Consider the following 16,456-nt stretch of genomic DNA (forward strand, 5'->3'; position numbering starts at 1 on the left):
GGTTATAGGGACAAGCCGTACGGGCAATTAGTATCAGTTAGCTTAATGCATTACTGCACTTCCACACCTGACCTATCAACGTCCTGGTCTCGAACGACCCTTCAAGGAGCTCAAGGCTCCGGGAAATCTCATCTCAAGGCAAGTTTCCCGCTTAGATGCTTTCAGCGGTTATCTCTTCCGAACTTAGCTACCCGGCAATGCCACTGGCGTGACAACCGGTACACCAGAGGTTCGTCCACTCCGGTCCTCTCGTACTAGGAGCAGCCCCCTTCAAATTTCCAACGCCCACGGCAGATAGGGACCAAACTGTCTCACGACGTTTTAAACCCAGCTCACGTACCACTTTAAATGGCGAACAGCCATACCCTTGGGACCGGCTACAGCCCCAGGATGTGATGAGCCGACATCGAGGTGCCAAACTCCCCCGTCGATATGAACTCTTGGGAGGAATCAGCCTGTTATCCCCAGAGTACCTTTTATCCGTTGAGCGATGGCCCTTCCATACAGAACCACCGGATCACTATGTCCTACTTTCGTACCTGCTCGACTTGTCGGTCTCGCAGTTAAGCACGCTTATGCCATTGCACTATTAGCACGATGTCCGACCGTACCTAGCGTACCTTCGAACTCCTCCGTTACACTTTAGGAGGAGACCGCCCCAGTCAAACTGCCTACCATGCACTGTCCCCGATCCGGATAACGGACCAAGGTTAGAACCTCAAACAAACCAGGGTGGTATTTCAAGGTTGGCTCCACGAGAACTGGCGTCCCCGCTTCAAAGCCTCCCACCTATCCTACACAGATTGGTTCAAAGTCCAATGCAAAGCTACAGTAAAGGTTCATGGGGTCTTTCCGTCTAGCCGCGGGTAGATTGCATCATCACAAACACTTCAACTTCGCTGAGTCTCGGGAGGAGACAGTGTGGCCATCGTTACGCCATTCGTGCAGGTCGGAACTTACCCGACAAGGAATTTCGCTACCTTAGGACCGTTATAGTTACGGCCGCCGTTTACTGGGACTTCAATCAAGAGCTTGCACCCCATCATTTAATCTTCCAGCACCGGGCAGGCGTCACACCCTATACGTCCACTTTCGTGTTTGCAGAGTGCTGTGTTTTTATTAAACAGTCGCAGCCACCATTTTATTGCAACCCTGTCACCCTTCCACAGTAAAGTGGTCAAGCTACTGGGGCGTACCTTTTCCCGAAGTTACGGTACCAATTTGCCGAGTTCCTTCTCCCGAGTTCTCTCAAGCGCCTTAGAATACTCATCTCGCCCACCTGTGTCGGTTTGCGGTACGGTCTCGTATGACTGAAGCTTAGAGGCTTTTCTTGGAACCACTTCCGATTGCTTCGCACCACGTGGGCGCTCGTCCCAGTCCCTTGAATTATGTGCCCGGATTTGCCTAAGCACCTTCTATGAACCAGAAACTGACTATTCCAACAGTCAGACAACCTTCCGCGATCCGTCCCCCCATCGCATCATACGACGGTGCAGGAATATTAACCTGCTTTCCATCAGCTACGCATCTCTGCCTCGCCTTAGGGGCCGACTCACCCTGCTCCGATGAACGTTGAACAGGAAACCTTGGGCTTACGGCGTGCGGGCTTTTCACCCGCATTATCGCTACTCATGTCAGCATTCGCACTTCTGATACCTCCAGCATCCTTTACAAGACACCTTCGCAGGCTTACAGAACGCTCTCCTACCATATGCATAAATGCATATCCGCAGCTTCGGTGACTGGCTTAGCCCCGTTACATCTTCCGCGCAGGACGACTCGATCAGTGAGCTATTACGCTTTCTTTAAATGATGGCTGCTTCTAAGCCAACATCCTGACTGTTTTAGCCTTCCCACTTCGTTTTCCACTTAGCCAATCTTTGGGACCTTAGCTGGCGGTCTGGGTTGTTTCCCTCTTGACACCGGACGTTAGCACCCGATGTCTGTCTCCCAAGCTCGCACTCATCGGTATTCGGAGTTTGCAATGGTTTGGTAAGTCGCGATGACCCCCTAGCCATAACAGTGCTCTACCCCCGATGGTGATACTTGAGGCACTACCTAAATAGTTTTCGGAGAGAACCAGCTATTTCCAAGTTTGTTTAGCCTTTCACCCCTATCCACAGCTCATCCCCTAATTTTTCAACATTAGTGGGTTCGGTCCTCCAGTGCGTGTTACCGCACCTTCAACCTGGCCATGGATAGATCACTTGGTTTCGGGTCTACACCCAGCAACTAGCGCCCTGTTCGGACTCGATTTCTCTGCGGCTCCCCTATTCGGTTAACCTCGCTACTGAATGTAAGTCGCTGACCCATTATACAAAAGGTACGCCGTCACGGAACAAGTCCGCTCCGACTGTTTGTATGCACACGGTTTCAGGATCTATTTCACTCCCCTCCCGGGGTTCTTTTCGCCTTTCCCTCACGGTACTGGTTCACTATCGGTCGATTACGAGTATTTAGCCTTGGAGGATGGTCCCCCCATATTCAGACAGGATTTCTCGTGTCCCGCCCTACTTGTCGCATACTTAGTACCACCGGTCTGATTTCGCGTACGGGGCTATCACCCACTATGGCGCCTATTTCCAGAGGCTTCCACTACCAGTCCGACTATCATATGCAGGCTCTTCCCATTTCGCTCGCCACTACTTTGGGAATCTCGGTTGATTTCTTTTCCTGCAGCTACTTAGATGTTTCAGTTCGCCGCGTTCGCTTCACACACCTATGTATTCAGTGAGTGATGACCTATAAGGCCGGGTTTCCCCATTCGGAAATCTTCGGATCAATGCTCGTTTGTCAGCTCCCCGAAGCTTATCGCAGACTTCTACGTCCTTCATCGCCTGTAATCGCCAAGGCATCCACCATGTGCACTTATTCACTTGTCCCTATAACCTTGACGGCTATAGCGCAAGCATTTACTACTGTGTTTGATGAGTTTTTGTATGCGTTCCTTTCGGAACACTACCCTAAGTGTATTCATTGCTGAATACGCTTAATAAAACTTTACTTCTTCCAGATTGTTAAAGAGCGAAACAGCAGTGATCTCTAAAAGATCAAATTTAAACCGCAGGGCTTAGATTTGATTTCTTAACAGAAGCGATGGTGGAGGATGACGGGATCGAACCGACGACCCCCTGCTTGCAAAGCAGGTGCTCTCCCAGCTGAGCTAATCCCCCGTGTTCGTGGTGGGTCTGGTTGGGCTCGAACCAACGACCCCCGCGTTATCAACACGGTGCTCTAACCAGCTGAGCTACAGACCCGCGCGCTTCTACTGTTTCTCTAACAACAGCCGATAAGTGTGAGCGTTTGATGCACGATCTTGCGATCAGTGCCGACTCTAGAAAGGAGGTGATCCAGCCGCACCTTCCGATACGGCTACCTTGTTACGACTTCACCCCAGTCACGAATCCTACCGTGGTAAGCGCCCTCCTTGCGGTTAAGCTACCTACTTCTGGTAAAACCCGCTCCCATGGTGTGACGGGCGGTGTGTACAAGACCCGGGAACGTATTCACCGCGACATGCTGATCCGCGATTACTAGCGATTCCAACTTCATGCAGTCGAGTTGCAGACTACAATCCGGACTACGATACACTTTCTGGGATTAGCTCCCCCTCGCGGGTTGGCGGCCCTCTGTATGTACCATTGTATGACGTGTGAAGCCCTACCCATAAGGGCCATGAGGACTTGACGTCATCCCCACCTTCCTCCGGTTTGTCACCGGCAGTCTCATTAGAGTGCCCTTTCGTAGCAACTAATGACAAGGGTTGCGCTCGTTGCGGGACTTAACCCAACATCTCACGACACGAGCTGACGACAGCCATGCAGCACCTGTGTTCAGGTTCCCTTTCGGGCACTCCCAGATCTCTCCAGGATTCCTGACATGTCAAGGGTAGGTAAGGTTTTTCGCGTTGCATCGAATTAATCCACATCATCCACCGCTTGTGCGGGTCCCCGTCAATTCCTTTGAGTTTTAATCTTGCGACCGTACTCCCCAGGCGGTCTACTTCACGCGTTAGCTGCGTTACTAAGTCAATTAAGACCCAACAACTAGTAGACATCGTTTAGGGCGTGGACTACCAGGGTATCTAATCCTGTTTGCTCCCCACGCTTTCGTGCATGAGCGTCAGTCTTGACCCAGGGGGCTGCCTTCGCCATCGGTGTTCCTCCACATCTCTACGCATTTCACTGCTACACGTGGAATTCTACCCCCCTCTGCCAAACTCTAGCCTTGCAGTCTCCATCGCCATTCCCAGGTTAAGCCCGGGGATTTCACGACAGACTTACAAAACCGCCTGCGCACGCTTTACGCCCAGTAATTCCGATTAACGCTTGCACCCTACGTATTACCGCGGCTGCTGGCACGTAGTTAGCCGGTGCTTATTCTTCAGGTACCGTCATGAGGCACGGATATTAGCCGTACCCTTTTCTTCCCTGACAAAAGAGCTTTACAACCCGAAGGCCTTCTTCACTCACGCGGCATTGCTGGATCAGGGTTGCCCCCATTGTCCAAAATTCCCCACTGCTGCCTCCCGTAGGAGTCTGGACCGTGTCTCAGTTCCAGTGTGGCTGGTCGTCCTCTCAGACCAGCTACTGATCGTCGCCTTGGTGAGCCTTTACCTCACCAACTAGCTAATCAGATATCGGCCGCTCCAGGAGCACAAGGCCTTGCGGTCCCCTGCTTTCATCCTTGGATCGTATGCGGTATTAGCGTAACTTTCGCTACGTTATCCCCCACTCTTGGGCACGTTCCGATATATTACTCACCCGTTCGCCACTCGCCACCAGGCCGAAGCCCGTGCTGCCGTTCGACTTGCATGTGTAAAGCATGCCGCCAGCGTTCAATCTGAGCCAGGATCAAACTCTTCAGTTTAATCTCTGTTTTCCGATACTGCTATCGGAGGTCACTCACTCAAATAACTGACGAATCATCCGAAGATGATCACGTTTTATTACTTGTGTAAGCGTTTGATGCTATATTTTGAGCATTCCGGACCGAAGTCCGGGAGGCACATCACATCAAACGCCCACACTTATCGACTGTTGATTGTTAAAGAATTCTGCCCTCAGGCGCTTGCTGCAGTTATCGACAAATCGTTGTGTTTGTCAGCAGCAGAGAGATGAGATTATGCGGTGTTTCGTGCAGCTCGTCAACCCCTCGGTTTGTATCGCAATGTTGCGTGAACGATTCAAACTTACCTGCCGCAGCGTTTCGTTTTCACTAGTGCGTTGCGGCAGGGACGGAACTATAGCAAACAGAGAATCTCTTCGCAAGCCCAGCGACGCGATTTTTATCCGCGCGGTATAGTGCTCGACAATCAATGCGAGCCCATCCATGCGACCACCTTCCCTACTGAAGCTTACCGCCGCGTTGTGCGCGGCCTATTCCGCATCCGCCACGGCGACTGAACCATTGGCCGACGTGGTCGTCATTACCGCCAGCCGGATCGAGCATGCCAGCTTTGAATTGCCGGCGGCGATCGACGTCATCGATACCAGCCGTATCCGCGATGCCCAATTGCGGGTCAACGCGTCGGAATCCCTGGTAGCGGTACCTGGCCTGGTGGTGCAGAACCGCCAGAACTATGCACAGGACCTGCAAATCTCCTCGCGCGGCTTCGGCGCCCGCTCGGCCTTTGGTGTACGCGGTGTACGCCTGATTGCGGACGGCATTCCGGCCACCATGCCGGATGGCCAGGGCCAGGCCGCCACCTTCAACCTGGATCGCGCCCAGCGCATCGAAGTACTGCGCGGGCCGTTCTCCGTCTTATACGGAAACCATTCCGGCGGCGTCGTGCAGCTCTTCACGGAAGATGGCAGGGAACCGGCTTCGGCCGAGATGTCGGTCATGGCCGGCAGCGACGGCCAGCGCAAGGTCGACTTGAGCGCGCAGGGGCGCGACGGCAAGATCGGCTATGTTGTCGACGCCTCCCGCTTCGAGACCGACGGCTATCGCGATCACAGCGCGGCACGCCGCGACCAGCAGTTCGCCAAGCTGACCGTGACTCCGGACTCGCGCAGCAAGCTGACCCTGGTGGCCAGCAGCCTTCGCCAGAAGGATACGGAAGACCCGCTCGGCGTGCAGTGGGCGACCTACCAGCGCGATCCGCGCGCCGGCGAGATCGATCCGACCGATACCGAGACACCGAAGCGCACCTACGCAGACCGCTATAACACCCGCAAGAGCATCGACCACCAGCAGGCCGGCGCCAGCTACGACATCTATTTCGGCGAGAACCGGCTGCACCTGATGGCATATGGCGGCAATCGCGAAGTGGTGCAGTACCAATCCTTCTCGCGCGGCTTCCAGGCGCCGGCAACCCATTCCGGCGGCGTGATCGATTTCGACCGCAACTTCCACGGCGTGGCCATCAACTGGACGGACGTCCGGCGCTTCGACCACGGCGTGCTGCGCACCACCGTCGGCCTTGACTACGACCGCTCGACGGACGACCGCAAGGGTTATGAAAACTTCGCCGGCACTCAGCTCGGCGTGAAGGGCGCGTTGCGCCGCGACGAGGAAGATGAGGTCTCGAACGTCGACCCTTATGTGCAAGCTGAATGGCAAAGCGGCCCCTGGCGCCTTACCGCTGGCGTGCGGCACAGCCGCGTAAAGGTGGAGGTCGACGACCGCTTCCTCGACAATGGCAATGACAGCGGCGATCTCACGTTCACCCGCACGACGCCGGTGCTGGGTGCGCTGTACAAGCTCACGCCCGACCTCAACGTCTACGTCAGCGCGGCGCGCGGCTTTGAAACGCCGACATTGAATGAACTGTTCTACTCCGGCACCGGCGACGGGTTCAACTACCAACTGCGCCCGGCGCGCAGCACTCACCTGGAAGCCGGTACCAAGATCCGGGTGACGGAGAACACCCGCGTGGATGCGGCGCTGTTCGAAGTCCGCACACGCGATGAAGTGGTGGTGGACGCTTCCAGCGGCGGGCGCACGAGCTACCGCAACGCCAGCAAGACACTGCGCCAGGGCATCGAGGTATCCGTCGACTCATCCTGGACCGGTGGATTCTCCGCCCGCGCCGCGCTCACCGGCCTGCGTGCCGTCTACGACCAGGCCTTCGGCAACGTGGCCGAGGGCAGCCGGCTGCCAGGTGTCGCGCGCACCACCGCTTACGGCGAACTGGCATGGAAGGACGCCCGCGGCCGCTACGGCGCGGCGCTCGAAGCGCTCGCCAACGGCAAGGTCTATGCCGAGGACACGAACCGGGAAAAAGCCGCGCCGGGTTACGGCCTGCTGAACTTGCGCTTCACGGCCACGCAACCGGTCGGCGGCTGGCGATTGAAGGAATTCGTCCGCCTGAACAACCTGCTCGACAAGGACTACGTGGGGTCGGTCATCGTCGGGGACACGAACAAGCGCTATTACGAGGCAGCACCCGGTCGCAACTGGCAGGCCGGCTTCAGCGCGCAGTATCTGTTCTGACGCCGGACGCAGTGCCAGCCGCGGCACCGCGTCAGGCGCGCCGCTCCACCGTGCAAACGGCATGGCGCTCGCGCTGTTCGAACCTGAACGTCACCGGCAGGAACAGGCTGATGATGTCCGCGTTGGTCCGCGCATGCTGGGATACCCGCTCAACACTGAAGCTGCCGCCGCCGGCCAGGGCCATTGGCAGCATCAGCTGGTCACCCAGGTATTCCCCCACGGCGGCGCCTGAAGCCGGGTAGCGGCGAGCTTCCTGCACCGCGCGCTTGGCCACCGCTTCGGCGCGCAGCATCTTCTCGCCGAAAGCGGTAAACACCTCGGTGACATGGTCATGTTCGACGGTCAGCAGCAATACGTTGCCCGGGCCGTGGCTATCGGGCAGGGCCACGGGCTTCATCTGCTCTTCGGTCCAGCCCATCGCCGTACGCACGCATTCCAGCTCCCGCGTCAGCACACTGTGGTGCACGCCGGCGATCACGCTTTCCGCGTAGCCGCCCTTGCGATCGCCCCGCTCCAGCAAATCGACAGGCCGCCAGGCCGCGACCGGGCTTACCCGCGCTTCCACCATACCGCCACCTGCCGGATAGAAGCCATGCCGCCGCAAGTCGATGGCGAAGTGCGCCCCCATCCTTTCCAGCAAGGGCCGATAGGCTCGCTGCAGGAATTCCACCGGCGGTGCCATCGGATTGTGCGTGCCGCCGGTAATCCTGATGCTCGACGGTTCCCCGGCGTGCAGCAGGGCCGGCAGCAGCGTCTGCAACACGAGCGAACTGCTGCCCGCGCTGCCGATCGCGAATTCGTAATCGCCGCCGCGCAGCCTGCGCGGCACGAAGCACAGCTCGTTCCCTCCGACCGCGACAGGGCCGGTTTCGGCGGCAGCCACCTTGGCGGCGGCATTCACGGCCGCCACGTGTTGCCGCATCAGGCCGGGCCTGGGCCGGCCGGCGCGAATATTCCTGATCCGGAACGGCTGCCCCGTCACCATCGACAACGTCAATGCACTGCGCACGATCTGGCCGCCGCCCTCGCCCAGCGAACCATCTATCTCGATCATCGCTTCATCCTTTCAACCATTAACCCAGTGCTCAGCCCTCGGCATCCAGCTCTCGGCATTCAGCCCTTCACGCATACGACCTGCTTCAGCGTGTGCACCACTTCGACCAGTTCATCCTGGGCCCGCATCACGGCGTCGATATCCTTGTAGGCCATCGGGATCTCATCGATCACACCGCTATCCTTGCGGCATTCGACGCCCTCGGTGGCGCGCTCCTGGTCCGCCAGCGTGAAACGCCGCTTCGCTTCGTTGCGGCTCATCGTGCGGCCGGCGCCGTGGCTGCAGCTGTGGAAGCTTTCCGCATTCCCCTTGCCCCGCACGATGAAGCTGCGCGCGCCCATCGAGCCCGGGATGATACCCAGTTCGCCCGCGCGTGCGGACACCGCGCCCTTGCGGGTGACCAGTACCTCCTTGCCGAAGTGCGTTTCTTTCTGCACGTAGTTGTGGTGGCAGTTGACCGCTTCCACGTGCGTTTCAAACGGCTTCGCGATCACGGTGCGCACCGCGGCGATCAGGTTGCGCATCATGACTTCGCGGTTCATGCGGGCGAACTTTTGCGCCCACCCCACCGCATCCACGTAATCGTCGTAGTGGCTCGTGCCCTCGCGCAGGTAGGCCAGGTCGCTGTCGGGCAGGTTCGCCATGTGCGTGCGCATCTCCCGCTGCGCCAGCTCGATGAAGTGGGTGCCGATGGCATTGCCTACGCCGCGCGAACCGGAGTGCAGCATGAACCATACGGCGCCTTCCTCGTCCAGGCATACCTCGATGAAGTGATTGCCGCCGCCCAGCGTGCCGAGGTGGCGGTGATTGTTCGTGTTCTTCAGCTTCGGCGTTTTCTCGCAGATCGCATCGAATTCGTCCTTCAGCTGCATCCAGCCGGCATCGACCGTGGATGGCGCATCGTGCCAGGATCCCACGTCGCGTCCGCGGTAACCACGCGTCTTCGGCGACATGCCGTGCGGGATGGCCTTTTCGATCGCGCTGCGCAGCGGTCCCAGGTTGTCCGGCAGGTCGCGCGCGTTCAGCGTGGTCTTCGCGGCCATCATCCCGCAACCGATATCGACCCCGACGGCTGCCGGGATGATCGCACCCAGCGTGGGAATCACGCTCCCGATCGTCGATCCCTTGCCCAGGTGGACGTCCGGCATCACCGCGATGTGCTTGTAGATGAACGGCATCCTTGCGGTATTGGCGAGCTGCTCGCGCGCCGCCTGCTCGACAGGCACGCCCTTCGTCCACATTTTCACCGGGCTGCCGCCCTCCACGTCCATCATGTCGTATTGTCCGGTTTTCATTGATTCTCCTTGTTCGGTGCGGGGTTCGATGCGCACAGCTCGGCGAGAACCTGCCGTGCCACGCTGGCCTGCCAGCGCGGGCCGTGCACATGGAAGCGCCATGCGCCACCGTTCGTGCCCCGGCCGACTACCGTCAGCCCGGGCGATTGCCGATCCGGCGCCATGCCGGTCACACTGATCACCCAATCCATGAGTTTCCCCTGTCGTGGCCAGCCACCTCGGCCAGCCTTCTTCCATCTCTTCTGCAATTGGCGTGCCATGCGTGATGAAAATCGCAAGTGGTTGATTTTCCGAGTATTAAGGCTGGCAACGAAAACAGCCAACCGTTAGAATTTATCTTTTCGTATAATGGTTTATAAAATGAAGAAGACGGTCATCATCGGCTTCCTGGGCACCCAGCTGGACGGCGGCAAGGGCAGCGCACGCTGGGAAAAGTGGCGGCCCAGCGTGGCCCTGGCCCAGCATGAAGACCTGGTCGTCGACCGCTTCGAGCTGCTTTACAGCACGCCCGCCCAGGCGCTCGCCAGGCAGCTGAAGGAAGACATCGGCACGGTGTCGCCGGAGACCGTCGTGCAGGCGCACGAACTGCCGCTGCGCGACGCGTGGGATTTCGAAGAGGTCTATGGCTGCCTGTTCGATTTTGCCCGCAGCTATCCTTTCGACACCGACAAGGAGGACTACTGGATCCATATCACCACCGGCACGCACGTGGTCCAGATCTGCCTGTTCCTGATGACCGAGGCACGCTATTTTCCCGGCTGCCTGCTGCAATCCTCGCCACCGCGCCGCCACGGCCTCGGCAGCCCCGGGGAGTACACGCTGATCGACCTGGACCTGTCCCGTTATGACCTGATCGCGCAACGCTTTTCCCATGCCCGTACGGAAGGGGTGGAGCTGTTGAAATCCGGCATTGCCACGCGCAATGCACGCTTCAATCGCATGATCGATGAAATCGAACACGTGGCGGTCCGCTCGCGCGCACCCATGCTGCTGATGGGTCCCACCGGAGCCGGCAAATCCTTCCTGGCACGCCGGATTTTCGAGCTGAAGAAAATCCGCCACCAGCTCAACGGCCGCTTCGTGGAAATCAACTGCGCCACCCTGCATGGCGATGGCGCCGCGTCGACACTGTTCGGCCATGTGAAGGGGGCATTCACCGGGGCCGCGACCGAGCGGCCCGGCTTGCTGCGCACGGCGCACAAGGGCCTGCTGTTCCTCGACGAAATCGGTGAACTGGGATTGGATGAGCAAGCCATGCTGCTCAAGGCGGTGGAGGAGAAACGCTTCCTGCCGGTAGGCGGCGATCTCGAAGTGCAAAGCGATTTCCAGCTCATCGCCGGTACCAACCGCAACCTGGCGCACGAGGTGGCAGCCGGCCGTTTTCGCGAAGACCTGTTCGCCCGCATCAACCTGTGGACCTACTCGCTGCCCAGCCTGGCCGAGCGCCCGGAAGACATCGAACCCAACCTGGATTACCTGCTGGAGCAAGCCGGTGTCGAGATCGGCCAGGTGGCCCGTTTCAACAAGGAGTCGCGTGCCGGGTTCCTGCGCTTCGCGACCTCACCCGGCGCGCGGTGGAAGGGGAATTTCCGTGACCTGTATGCGTCGGTGACACGCATGGCTACCCTGGCCGAGGGTGGCCGTATCACGACATCGGTGGCCGATGCCGAGATCGGCCGCCTGCGTCAGGCATGGCGCGAGCCGGAAGCGCCGGGATGCGGTGTCGTCGACCTGGAGACGCTGCTCGGCCGCGAGCGGATCGCGGCGCTGGACCTGTTCGACAGGCTGCAGCTGGAGGCGGTGGTAGCAGTCTGCGCGGATTGCGCAAGCCTGTCCGATGCCGGCCGCAAGCTGTTTGGCGTGTCGCGCATGGACAAGGCCAAGCCGAACGATGCCGACCGGTTGAAGAAGTACCTGGCACGCCATGGGCTGGCGTGGGACGATGTGCGCGGCCTGCGCGGCCTGCCTTAGGCCGCCATCGTTCTCAGGCCGCCCTTGGCGCTATCGTGCACGTGCTGTACCGCTCCCCGGCCTCGAATGTCACGTGCACCGGCAGGAATTGCGCGATCACTTCCGCATTCGTGATCGCATGCTGCGACACATGATCCAGCGTGTAGCTGCCGCCGCCGGCCAGCGCGAGCGGCAGCATCAGCTGGTCGCCCAGATGTTCGCCCACCGCGGCACCGGAGATCAGGTAACGCCGCGCCTCGAGCACCGCGTCGCCGGCCACGTCCTCGGCGCGCCGGCGCTTCTCGCCCACCGACGAGAACACTTCCGTCACGTGTTCGCTCTCCAGCACGATCACGATCGCATTGCCCGGCCCCTGGTCGTTGGACAGCGGATGCGCGGACAACTGGTCGTCCCGCCAGTGCAGCGCCTTGCCGATGCATTCGAGTTCGCGTTGCGCGACCGAGAGCGGGATCGCCGCCACATAGGCTTCCGCACGTCCCTGATGCAGCGTGCCCCGCTCGGGCAGGTGCAGTTGGCGCAATTGCGCGCAAGGCCAGATGGCGGCGCAGACTTCGCCCCCGCCGTTGGGATAGAACCCGAAGCGCTTCAGCTCGAAGTCGACCTGGGCGCCCATGGCCTGCAACAGGCGCACATAGGCACGTTCGATGAAGTGCGCCGGCGGCGCTTTCGGGTTGTGGGTGCCACCGCTGACCTTCACCACCGAGGGCACATCCGCATGCAGCAGGGCGGGAATCAATGTCTGCATGACCAGCGTGGCGCTGCCGGCGGTACCGATGGCGAATTCGTAGACGCCGCCCTTGATGCAGCGCGGCGTGAATGCCAGTTCGGTGGAGCCCACCTCCGCCTGGCTGACGTCCGCGTTGCATACGGCAACGGCGGCCCGCACCGCCATCAGGTGTTGCCGCATCAAGCCGGGTTTCGGCCGATTGGCGCGGATGTTCCTGATCCGGAACGGCTGCCCCGTGATCATCGACAGCGTCAGCGACGAACGCAGGATCTGTCCGCCGCCCTCTCCTGTTGAGCCATCCAGCTCGATCATCGCATCAGCCCTTCACACAGACGACCTGCTTCAATGTATGCACCACCTCGACCAGGTCGCGCTGGGCGTGCATCACGGCGTCGATATCCTTGTACGCCATCGGGATCTCGTCCACCACGCCTTCGTCCTTGCGGCACTCCACACCCTGGGTGGCGCGCACCTGGTCTTCGCGCGTGAAGCGGCGCTTGGCCTCGCTGCGGCTCATGGTGCGGCCGGCGCCATGGCTGCAGCTGGTGAAGCTGTCTTCATTCCCTTTGCCGCGCACGATGTAGCTGCGCGCGCCCATCGAGCCCGGGATGATGCCCAGCTCCCCGGCCTTGGCCGACACGGCGCCCTTGCGCGTCACCAGCACATCCTGGCCGAAGTGGCGTTCCTTCTGTACGTAGTTGTGGTGGCAGTTGACGGCTTCCACGTGTGTTTCAAAAGGTTTCCTGATGACGCTGCGGACAGCCTTGACCAGGTTCTGCATCATGACCTCGCGGTTCATGCGGGCGAACTTCTGCGCCCAGCCCACCGCTTCCACATAATCGTCGTAATGCTGCGTGCCTTCCTTCAGGTACGCGAGATCGCGGTCCGGCAGGTTGGCCAGGTGGGTGCGCATGTCCTGTTGCGCCAGTTCGATGAAATGCGTGCCGATGGCATTGCCCACGCCGCGCGAACCGGAGTGCAGCATCAGCCAGACGGTGCCTTCCTCGTCGAGGCAGACTTCGATGAAGTGGTTGCCGGTACCGAGCGTGCCGAGGTGCTTGTAGTTGTTGGTATGCCGCAGCTTCGGCGTCTTGGCGCAGATGACATCGAACTCGTCCTTCAACTGCGACCAAGCGATATCGACGGCGGACGGCGGATTCTGCCATGAGCCTTCGTCGCGCCCCTTGAAGCCGCGCGTCTTCGGCGACAGGCCGTGCGGAATCGCCTTCTCGATCGCGCTGCGCAGCGGCCCCAGGTTATCGGGCAGGTCGCTGGCCGTCAGCGTGGTCTTTGCGGCCATCATCCCGCAGCCGATGTCGACGCCCACCGCGGCCGGAATGACGGCGCCCAGCGTGGGGATCACGCTGCCGATCGTCGATCCCTTGCCCAGGTGGACATCGGGCATTACGGCGATGTGCTTGTAAATGAAGGGCATCTTCGCCGTGTTCGCCAGTTGCTCCTTTGCCTCCGGCTCCACAGGCACGCCGTGCGTCCACATCTTGACGGGGCGGCCGCCCTTCACCTCCATGGTGTCGTAATCTGCGCTCATGCTGGTCTCCTGCCGGCATTATGTGCGATCCGGCAGGAGCGGCGCACACGATCAGTAACTGCTGAGCGGCTTGCCGAATTTGAGGAGCCACAGCCGGCTCGGCCGTTCCGGATCGGTGCCGCGCGCCACATGGATCGTATTCGCGGCGTTGCAGCCAGGCGCACTGGCGGTGGCGATCGTGCCGGCGGCATCGACATTGCACTTGGTGACATCGGCATCGGCCACCGCTTCGCCGGATGGAGCGAAGACCCGGGTTTTCAGGCCGAAGTCGTTGTCGTTGACGATCGCCAGCGTATTGCCGTCGACGACGGCAAGGCCTTCGGCCTTCTCGGCCAGCCAGCCGATCGCATTCAGGTCGAGCAACTGTGTTTTCTTCAGCGGCATCACCTTCGACCAGTCGGCGCCATTGACGGCGGCGCCGGCCATCGAGCTCTTTTCGAGATCCGACGTATCGGCGTTGAACGCGGCGGCGGCGATATCGGTGGCATTGCCGATTTCAACCAGCATCAGTTTGTTGAATACTTTGCCTGACGGATCAGCGCCCTGCTCGATGACGATGAACTTGCCGTTGCCCAGCGCGGCCACGTCGCCCAGCTTGGCGTTGCCGGTACGGCCATCCTGGTAATCGGCGGCCGCGATCGGGTAGGCGTACATCTTCGTTGCCGCGCCGGTTTTCGGATCGAATTCCACCCAGCGGGTGAAGCGCGCGAAGCGCTCGACCTGCTCGTTCTTGCCGGTGACGGCATACAGGGCGCTGCCGTCGCTCAGCGGGCTTTGCAGAAAACCATGCAGCTTGTCCGTGCCGCTGTCCAGCGTCAGGCCTTCCATGCCGCGGTTGGCGCGGCGCCTGGCGAAGATCTTCGGCAAGCCGGTGCCCGGGGCATATTTCGCCAGGATGACGCCGCTGCCTGCGTCGACCTTGACGATGAAGGGGCCGTATTCGTCGGAAACCCACAGCGCATTGCGGGCCTTGTCGAACACCACGGCTTCGCTGTCGATACCGTTCACGTCGAATTTCGCCTTGCCGGCGGCGTCGAACTTCATCGTGTCCATGACCGGAATTTCCGCTGAATTGCCGAGCGAGCCTTCCGGAATCGGCAGGCCGCTGGTGTTCACCGCGGCGGAAGCCTTGAGCGGCATGGACGAGCTCAGCACCGCACCGGATTTGCCGACGGTGATCAGGCCGATCGAGGGCGTGAACGACGGCGACGGGAATATCTTGCTGCCCATCGTTCCGGAACCGCTGAGAGACGGCACGTTAGGCCCATCGCCGTTGGGGCCGCGGTCGGTCAGGCCATAGAACTCCAGGTCGCCGTTGGCGCTGGCGCCCTTGAACGCCAGCGCGGAGCCATACGAGGGCAGGAAACCCAGCGGGAAGTCCTGCTTCACTTTGCCGTTGCCGCCTTCATAGGGAATATGGAACTTGCCGTGGGCCTGGATCTGATAGCGGGTCACGCTGACGTCGACCGTGCCTTGCGTGAATTTTTCGACGACCGGCGCGTTCAGCTTCGATGCCAGCGTATCCTCGAAGTGCTCGCGCACCAGCATGCGGCGGGCGTCGTCGATGGTGCGGGCGGCGTATTTCGTTCCGGCGGAGGCCAGCAGCGCGGCGAGTGCCTTGTCGAAGGCCGCGGGCGCGGCGGTGAAGTCGAGGTTCTTGCCTGCCAGCGCGGTCCGGGCGTCGGCCGTGATCCTGATGCCGTTGGCGGGATCGCCATCGTCGTCCAGCAGTTGCAGTGCCAGCAGGCGGTTGGTGACCTTGCTGTCCTTGACGTCGTCGGCGCCGGCCAGTTGCAGCGGCGTGATCGTTGCGGCGCATGGTGCGCTGCCCAGTGAAACGCCGCCAAGCGTGAAGGCGACCGTGTCGCCTTCGGCGCAAGTGAACTCCCCCTTGCTGCCCGTCATTGCCCGCGCCGCTGTCCCCGCCACGTATTCCGCTCCCTCGACCGCTCCATCGAGGAACAAACCGCTGACCTGGGGTTTGACGGGCGCGGCGGCAGGCGGCGAATCGTTATCGCCACCACAGGCGGCCAGGATGACAGCGAGCGATAACAGGGAAAGACGGGGGAGCTTCATGCGGGCCTCTTCGAATGAAAAGGAGCAGTCTATAAGGATGACGTGACCTGGCGATGACAGGCAGGTGCAGCGGAATCGATGGCGTAGCCGGGACCTCGGAAAGCATCAAAACCGGTGACAGGCTCCGATTATGTTCGAAAGCTTCCTGAAAACCAGTGACAGGCTCCGATTGTTTTCGAAAGCTTTCTGAAAACCAGTGACAGGCTCCGATTGTTTTCGAAAGGTTTCCCGAAATCGGAGCCTGTCACTGGTTTTGCTATCGGTTTCCAGACGAAATCGGAGCCTGTCCCCGGTTTTTGTTTATAACCAAAACAGGTGCTGGAAAGCAAAAAACCCCCGCCAGATCA

Annotated in this window: 8 protein-coding genes, 2 tRNA genes and 2 rRNA genes; 2 read left to right on the top strand and 10 right to left on the bottom strand. The window is 60.1% G+C overall.

Annotated features, from left to right (window positions below):
* Positions 1 to 6 precede the first annotated feature (6 nt).
* The 4 genes from OU994_RS31575 to OU994_RS31590 all read right to left on the bottom strand — a co-directional run bounded on the left by OU994_RS31575 (position 7) and on the right by OU994_RS31590 (position 4,869).
* Positions 7 to 2,882 (bottom strand): 23S ribosomal RNA (locus OU994_RS31575).
* Positions 2,883 to 3,097: 215 nt separating this feature from the next.
* Positions 3,098 to 3,173, bottom strand: a tRNA-Ala gene (locus tag OU994_RS31580).
* 7 nt (positions 3,174 to 3,180) lie between these two features.
* A tRNA-Ile gene (locus OU994_RS31585) sits at positions 3,181 to 3,257 on the bottom strand.
* 81 nt (positions 3,258 to 3,338) lie between these two features.
* A 16S ribosomal RNA gene (locus OU994_RS31590) occupies positions 3,339 to 4,869 on the bottom strand.
* Together the 16S and 23S rRNA genes with 2 tRNA genes alongside form the textbook arrangement of a ribosomal RNA operon.
* Before the next feature lie 462 nt (positions 4,870 to 5,331).
* Between OU994_RS31590 and OU994_RS31595 the strand changes: the two genes are divergently transcribed.
* Entirely contained in the window at positions 5,332 to 7,437 is a 2,106-nt protein-coding gene (locus OU994_RS31595; protein ID WP_281609111.1) for a TonB-dependent receptor, read from the top strand.
* 31 nt (positions 7,438 to 7,468) lie between these two features.
* On the opposite strand, the gene rtcA (OU994_RS31600) is transcribed toward OU994_RS31595, so the two are convergent.
* Genes rtcA (OU994_RS31600) through OU994_RS31610 form a run of 3 tightly spaced genes read right to left on the bottom strand, consistent with a single transcriptional unit; the run spans position 7,469 to position 9,977 of the window.
* Positions 7,469 to 8,491, bottom strand: coding sequence for an RNA 3'-terminal phosphate cyclase (gene rtcA / locus OU994_RS31600; RefSeq protein ID WP_281609112.1), 1,023 nt, complete (start codon positions 8,489 to 8,491; stop codon positions 7,469 to 7,471).
* A 59-nt stretch (positions 8,492 to 8,550) separates the two neighbouring features.
* Complete coding sequence (locus OU994_RS31605; protein WP_281609113.1) at positions 8,551 to 9,786, bottom strand: RtcB family protein; 1,236 nt, start codon at positions 9,784 to 9,786, stop codon at positions 8,551 to 8,553.
* Positions 9,783 to 9,977, bottom strand: coding sequence for a hypothetical protein (locus OU994_RS31610; RefSeq protein ID WP_281609114.1), 195 nt, complete (start codon positions 9,975 to 9,977; stop codon positions 9,783 to 9,785). Before OU994_RS31610 ends, OU994_RS31605 begins: the two co-directional genes overlap by 4 nt.
* 169 nt (positions 9,978 to 10,146) lie before the next feature.
* Between OU994_RS31610 and rtcR the strand changes: the two genes are divergently transcribed.
* Positions 10,147 to 11,757, top strand: coding sequence for an RNA repair transcriptional activator RtcR (rtcR, locus tag OU994_RS31615; protein ID WP_281609115.1), 1,611 nt, complete (start codon positions 10,147 to 10,149; stop codon positions 11,755 to 11,757).
* 13 nt (positions 11,758 to 11,770) lie between these two features.
* Here rtcR and rtcA (OU994_RS31620) read toward each other — a convergent pair whose 3' ends face one another.
* Genes rtcA (OU994_RS31620) through OU994_RS31630 form a run of 3 tightly spaced genes read right to left on the bottom strand, consistent with a single transcriptional unit; the run spans position 11,771 to position 16,109 of the window.
* Positions 11,771 to 12,796 (bottom strand): RNA 3'-terminal phosphate cyclase, encoded by a 1,026-nt coding sequence (gene rtcA / locus OU994_RS31620; protein WP_281609116.1) that lies wholly within the window; start codon positions 12,794 to 12,796, stop codon positions 11,771 to 11,773.
* 4 nt (positions 12,797 to 12,800) lie between these two features.
* A complete protein-coding gene (locus OU994_RS31625) occupies positions 12,801 to 14,033 on the bottom strand; it encodes an RtcB family protein (RefSeq protein WP_281609117.1) in 1,233 nt (410 codons plus the stop codon).
* A 51-nt stretch (positions 14,034 to 14,084) separates the two neighbouring features.
* Positions 14,085 to 16,109, bottom strand: a complete 2,025-nt coding sequence (locus OU994_RS31630) for an esterase-like activity of phytase family protein (protein WP_281609118.1) — start codon at positions 16,107 to 16,109, stop codon at positions 14,085 to 14,087.
* Between the last annotated feature and the right edge of the window lie 347 nt (positions 16,110 to 16,456).

It is taken from the genome of Pseudoduganella sp. SL102 (assembly GCF_027856995.1).
Classification (GTDB): Bacteria; Pseudomonadota; Gammaproteobacteria; order Burkholderiales; family Burkholderiaceae_D; genus Rugamonas; species Rugamonas albidiflava.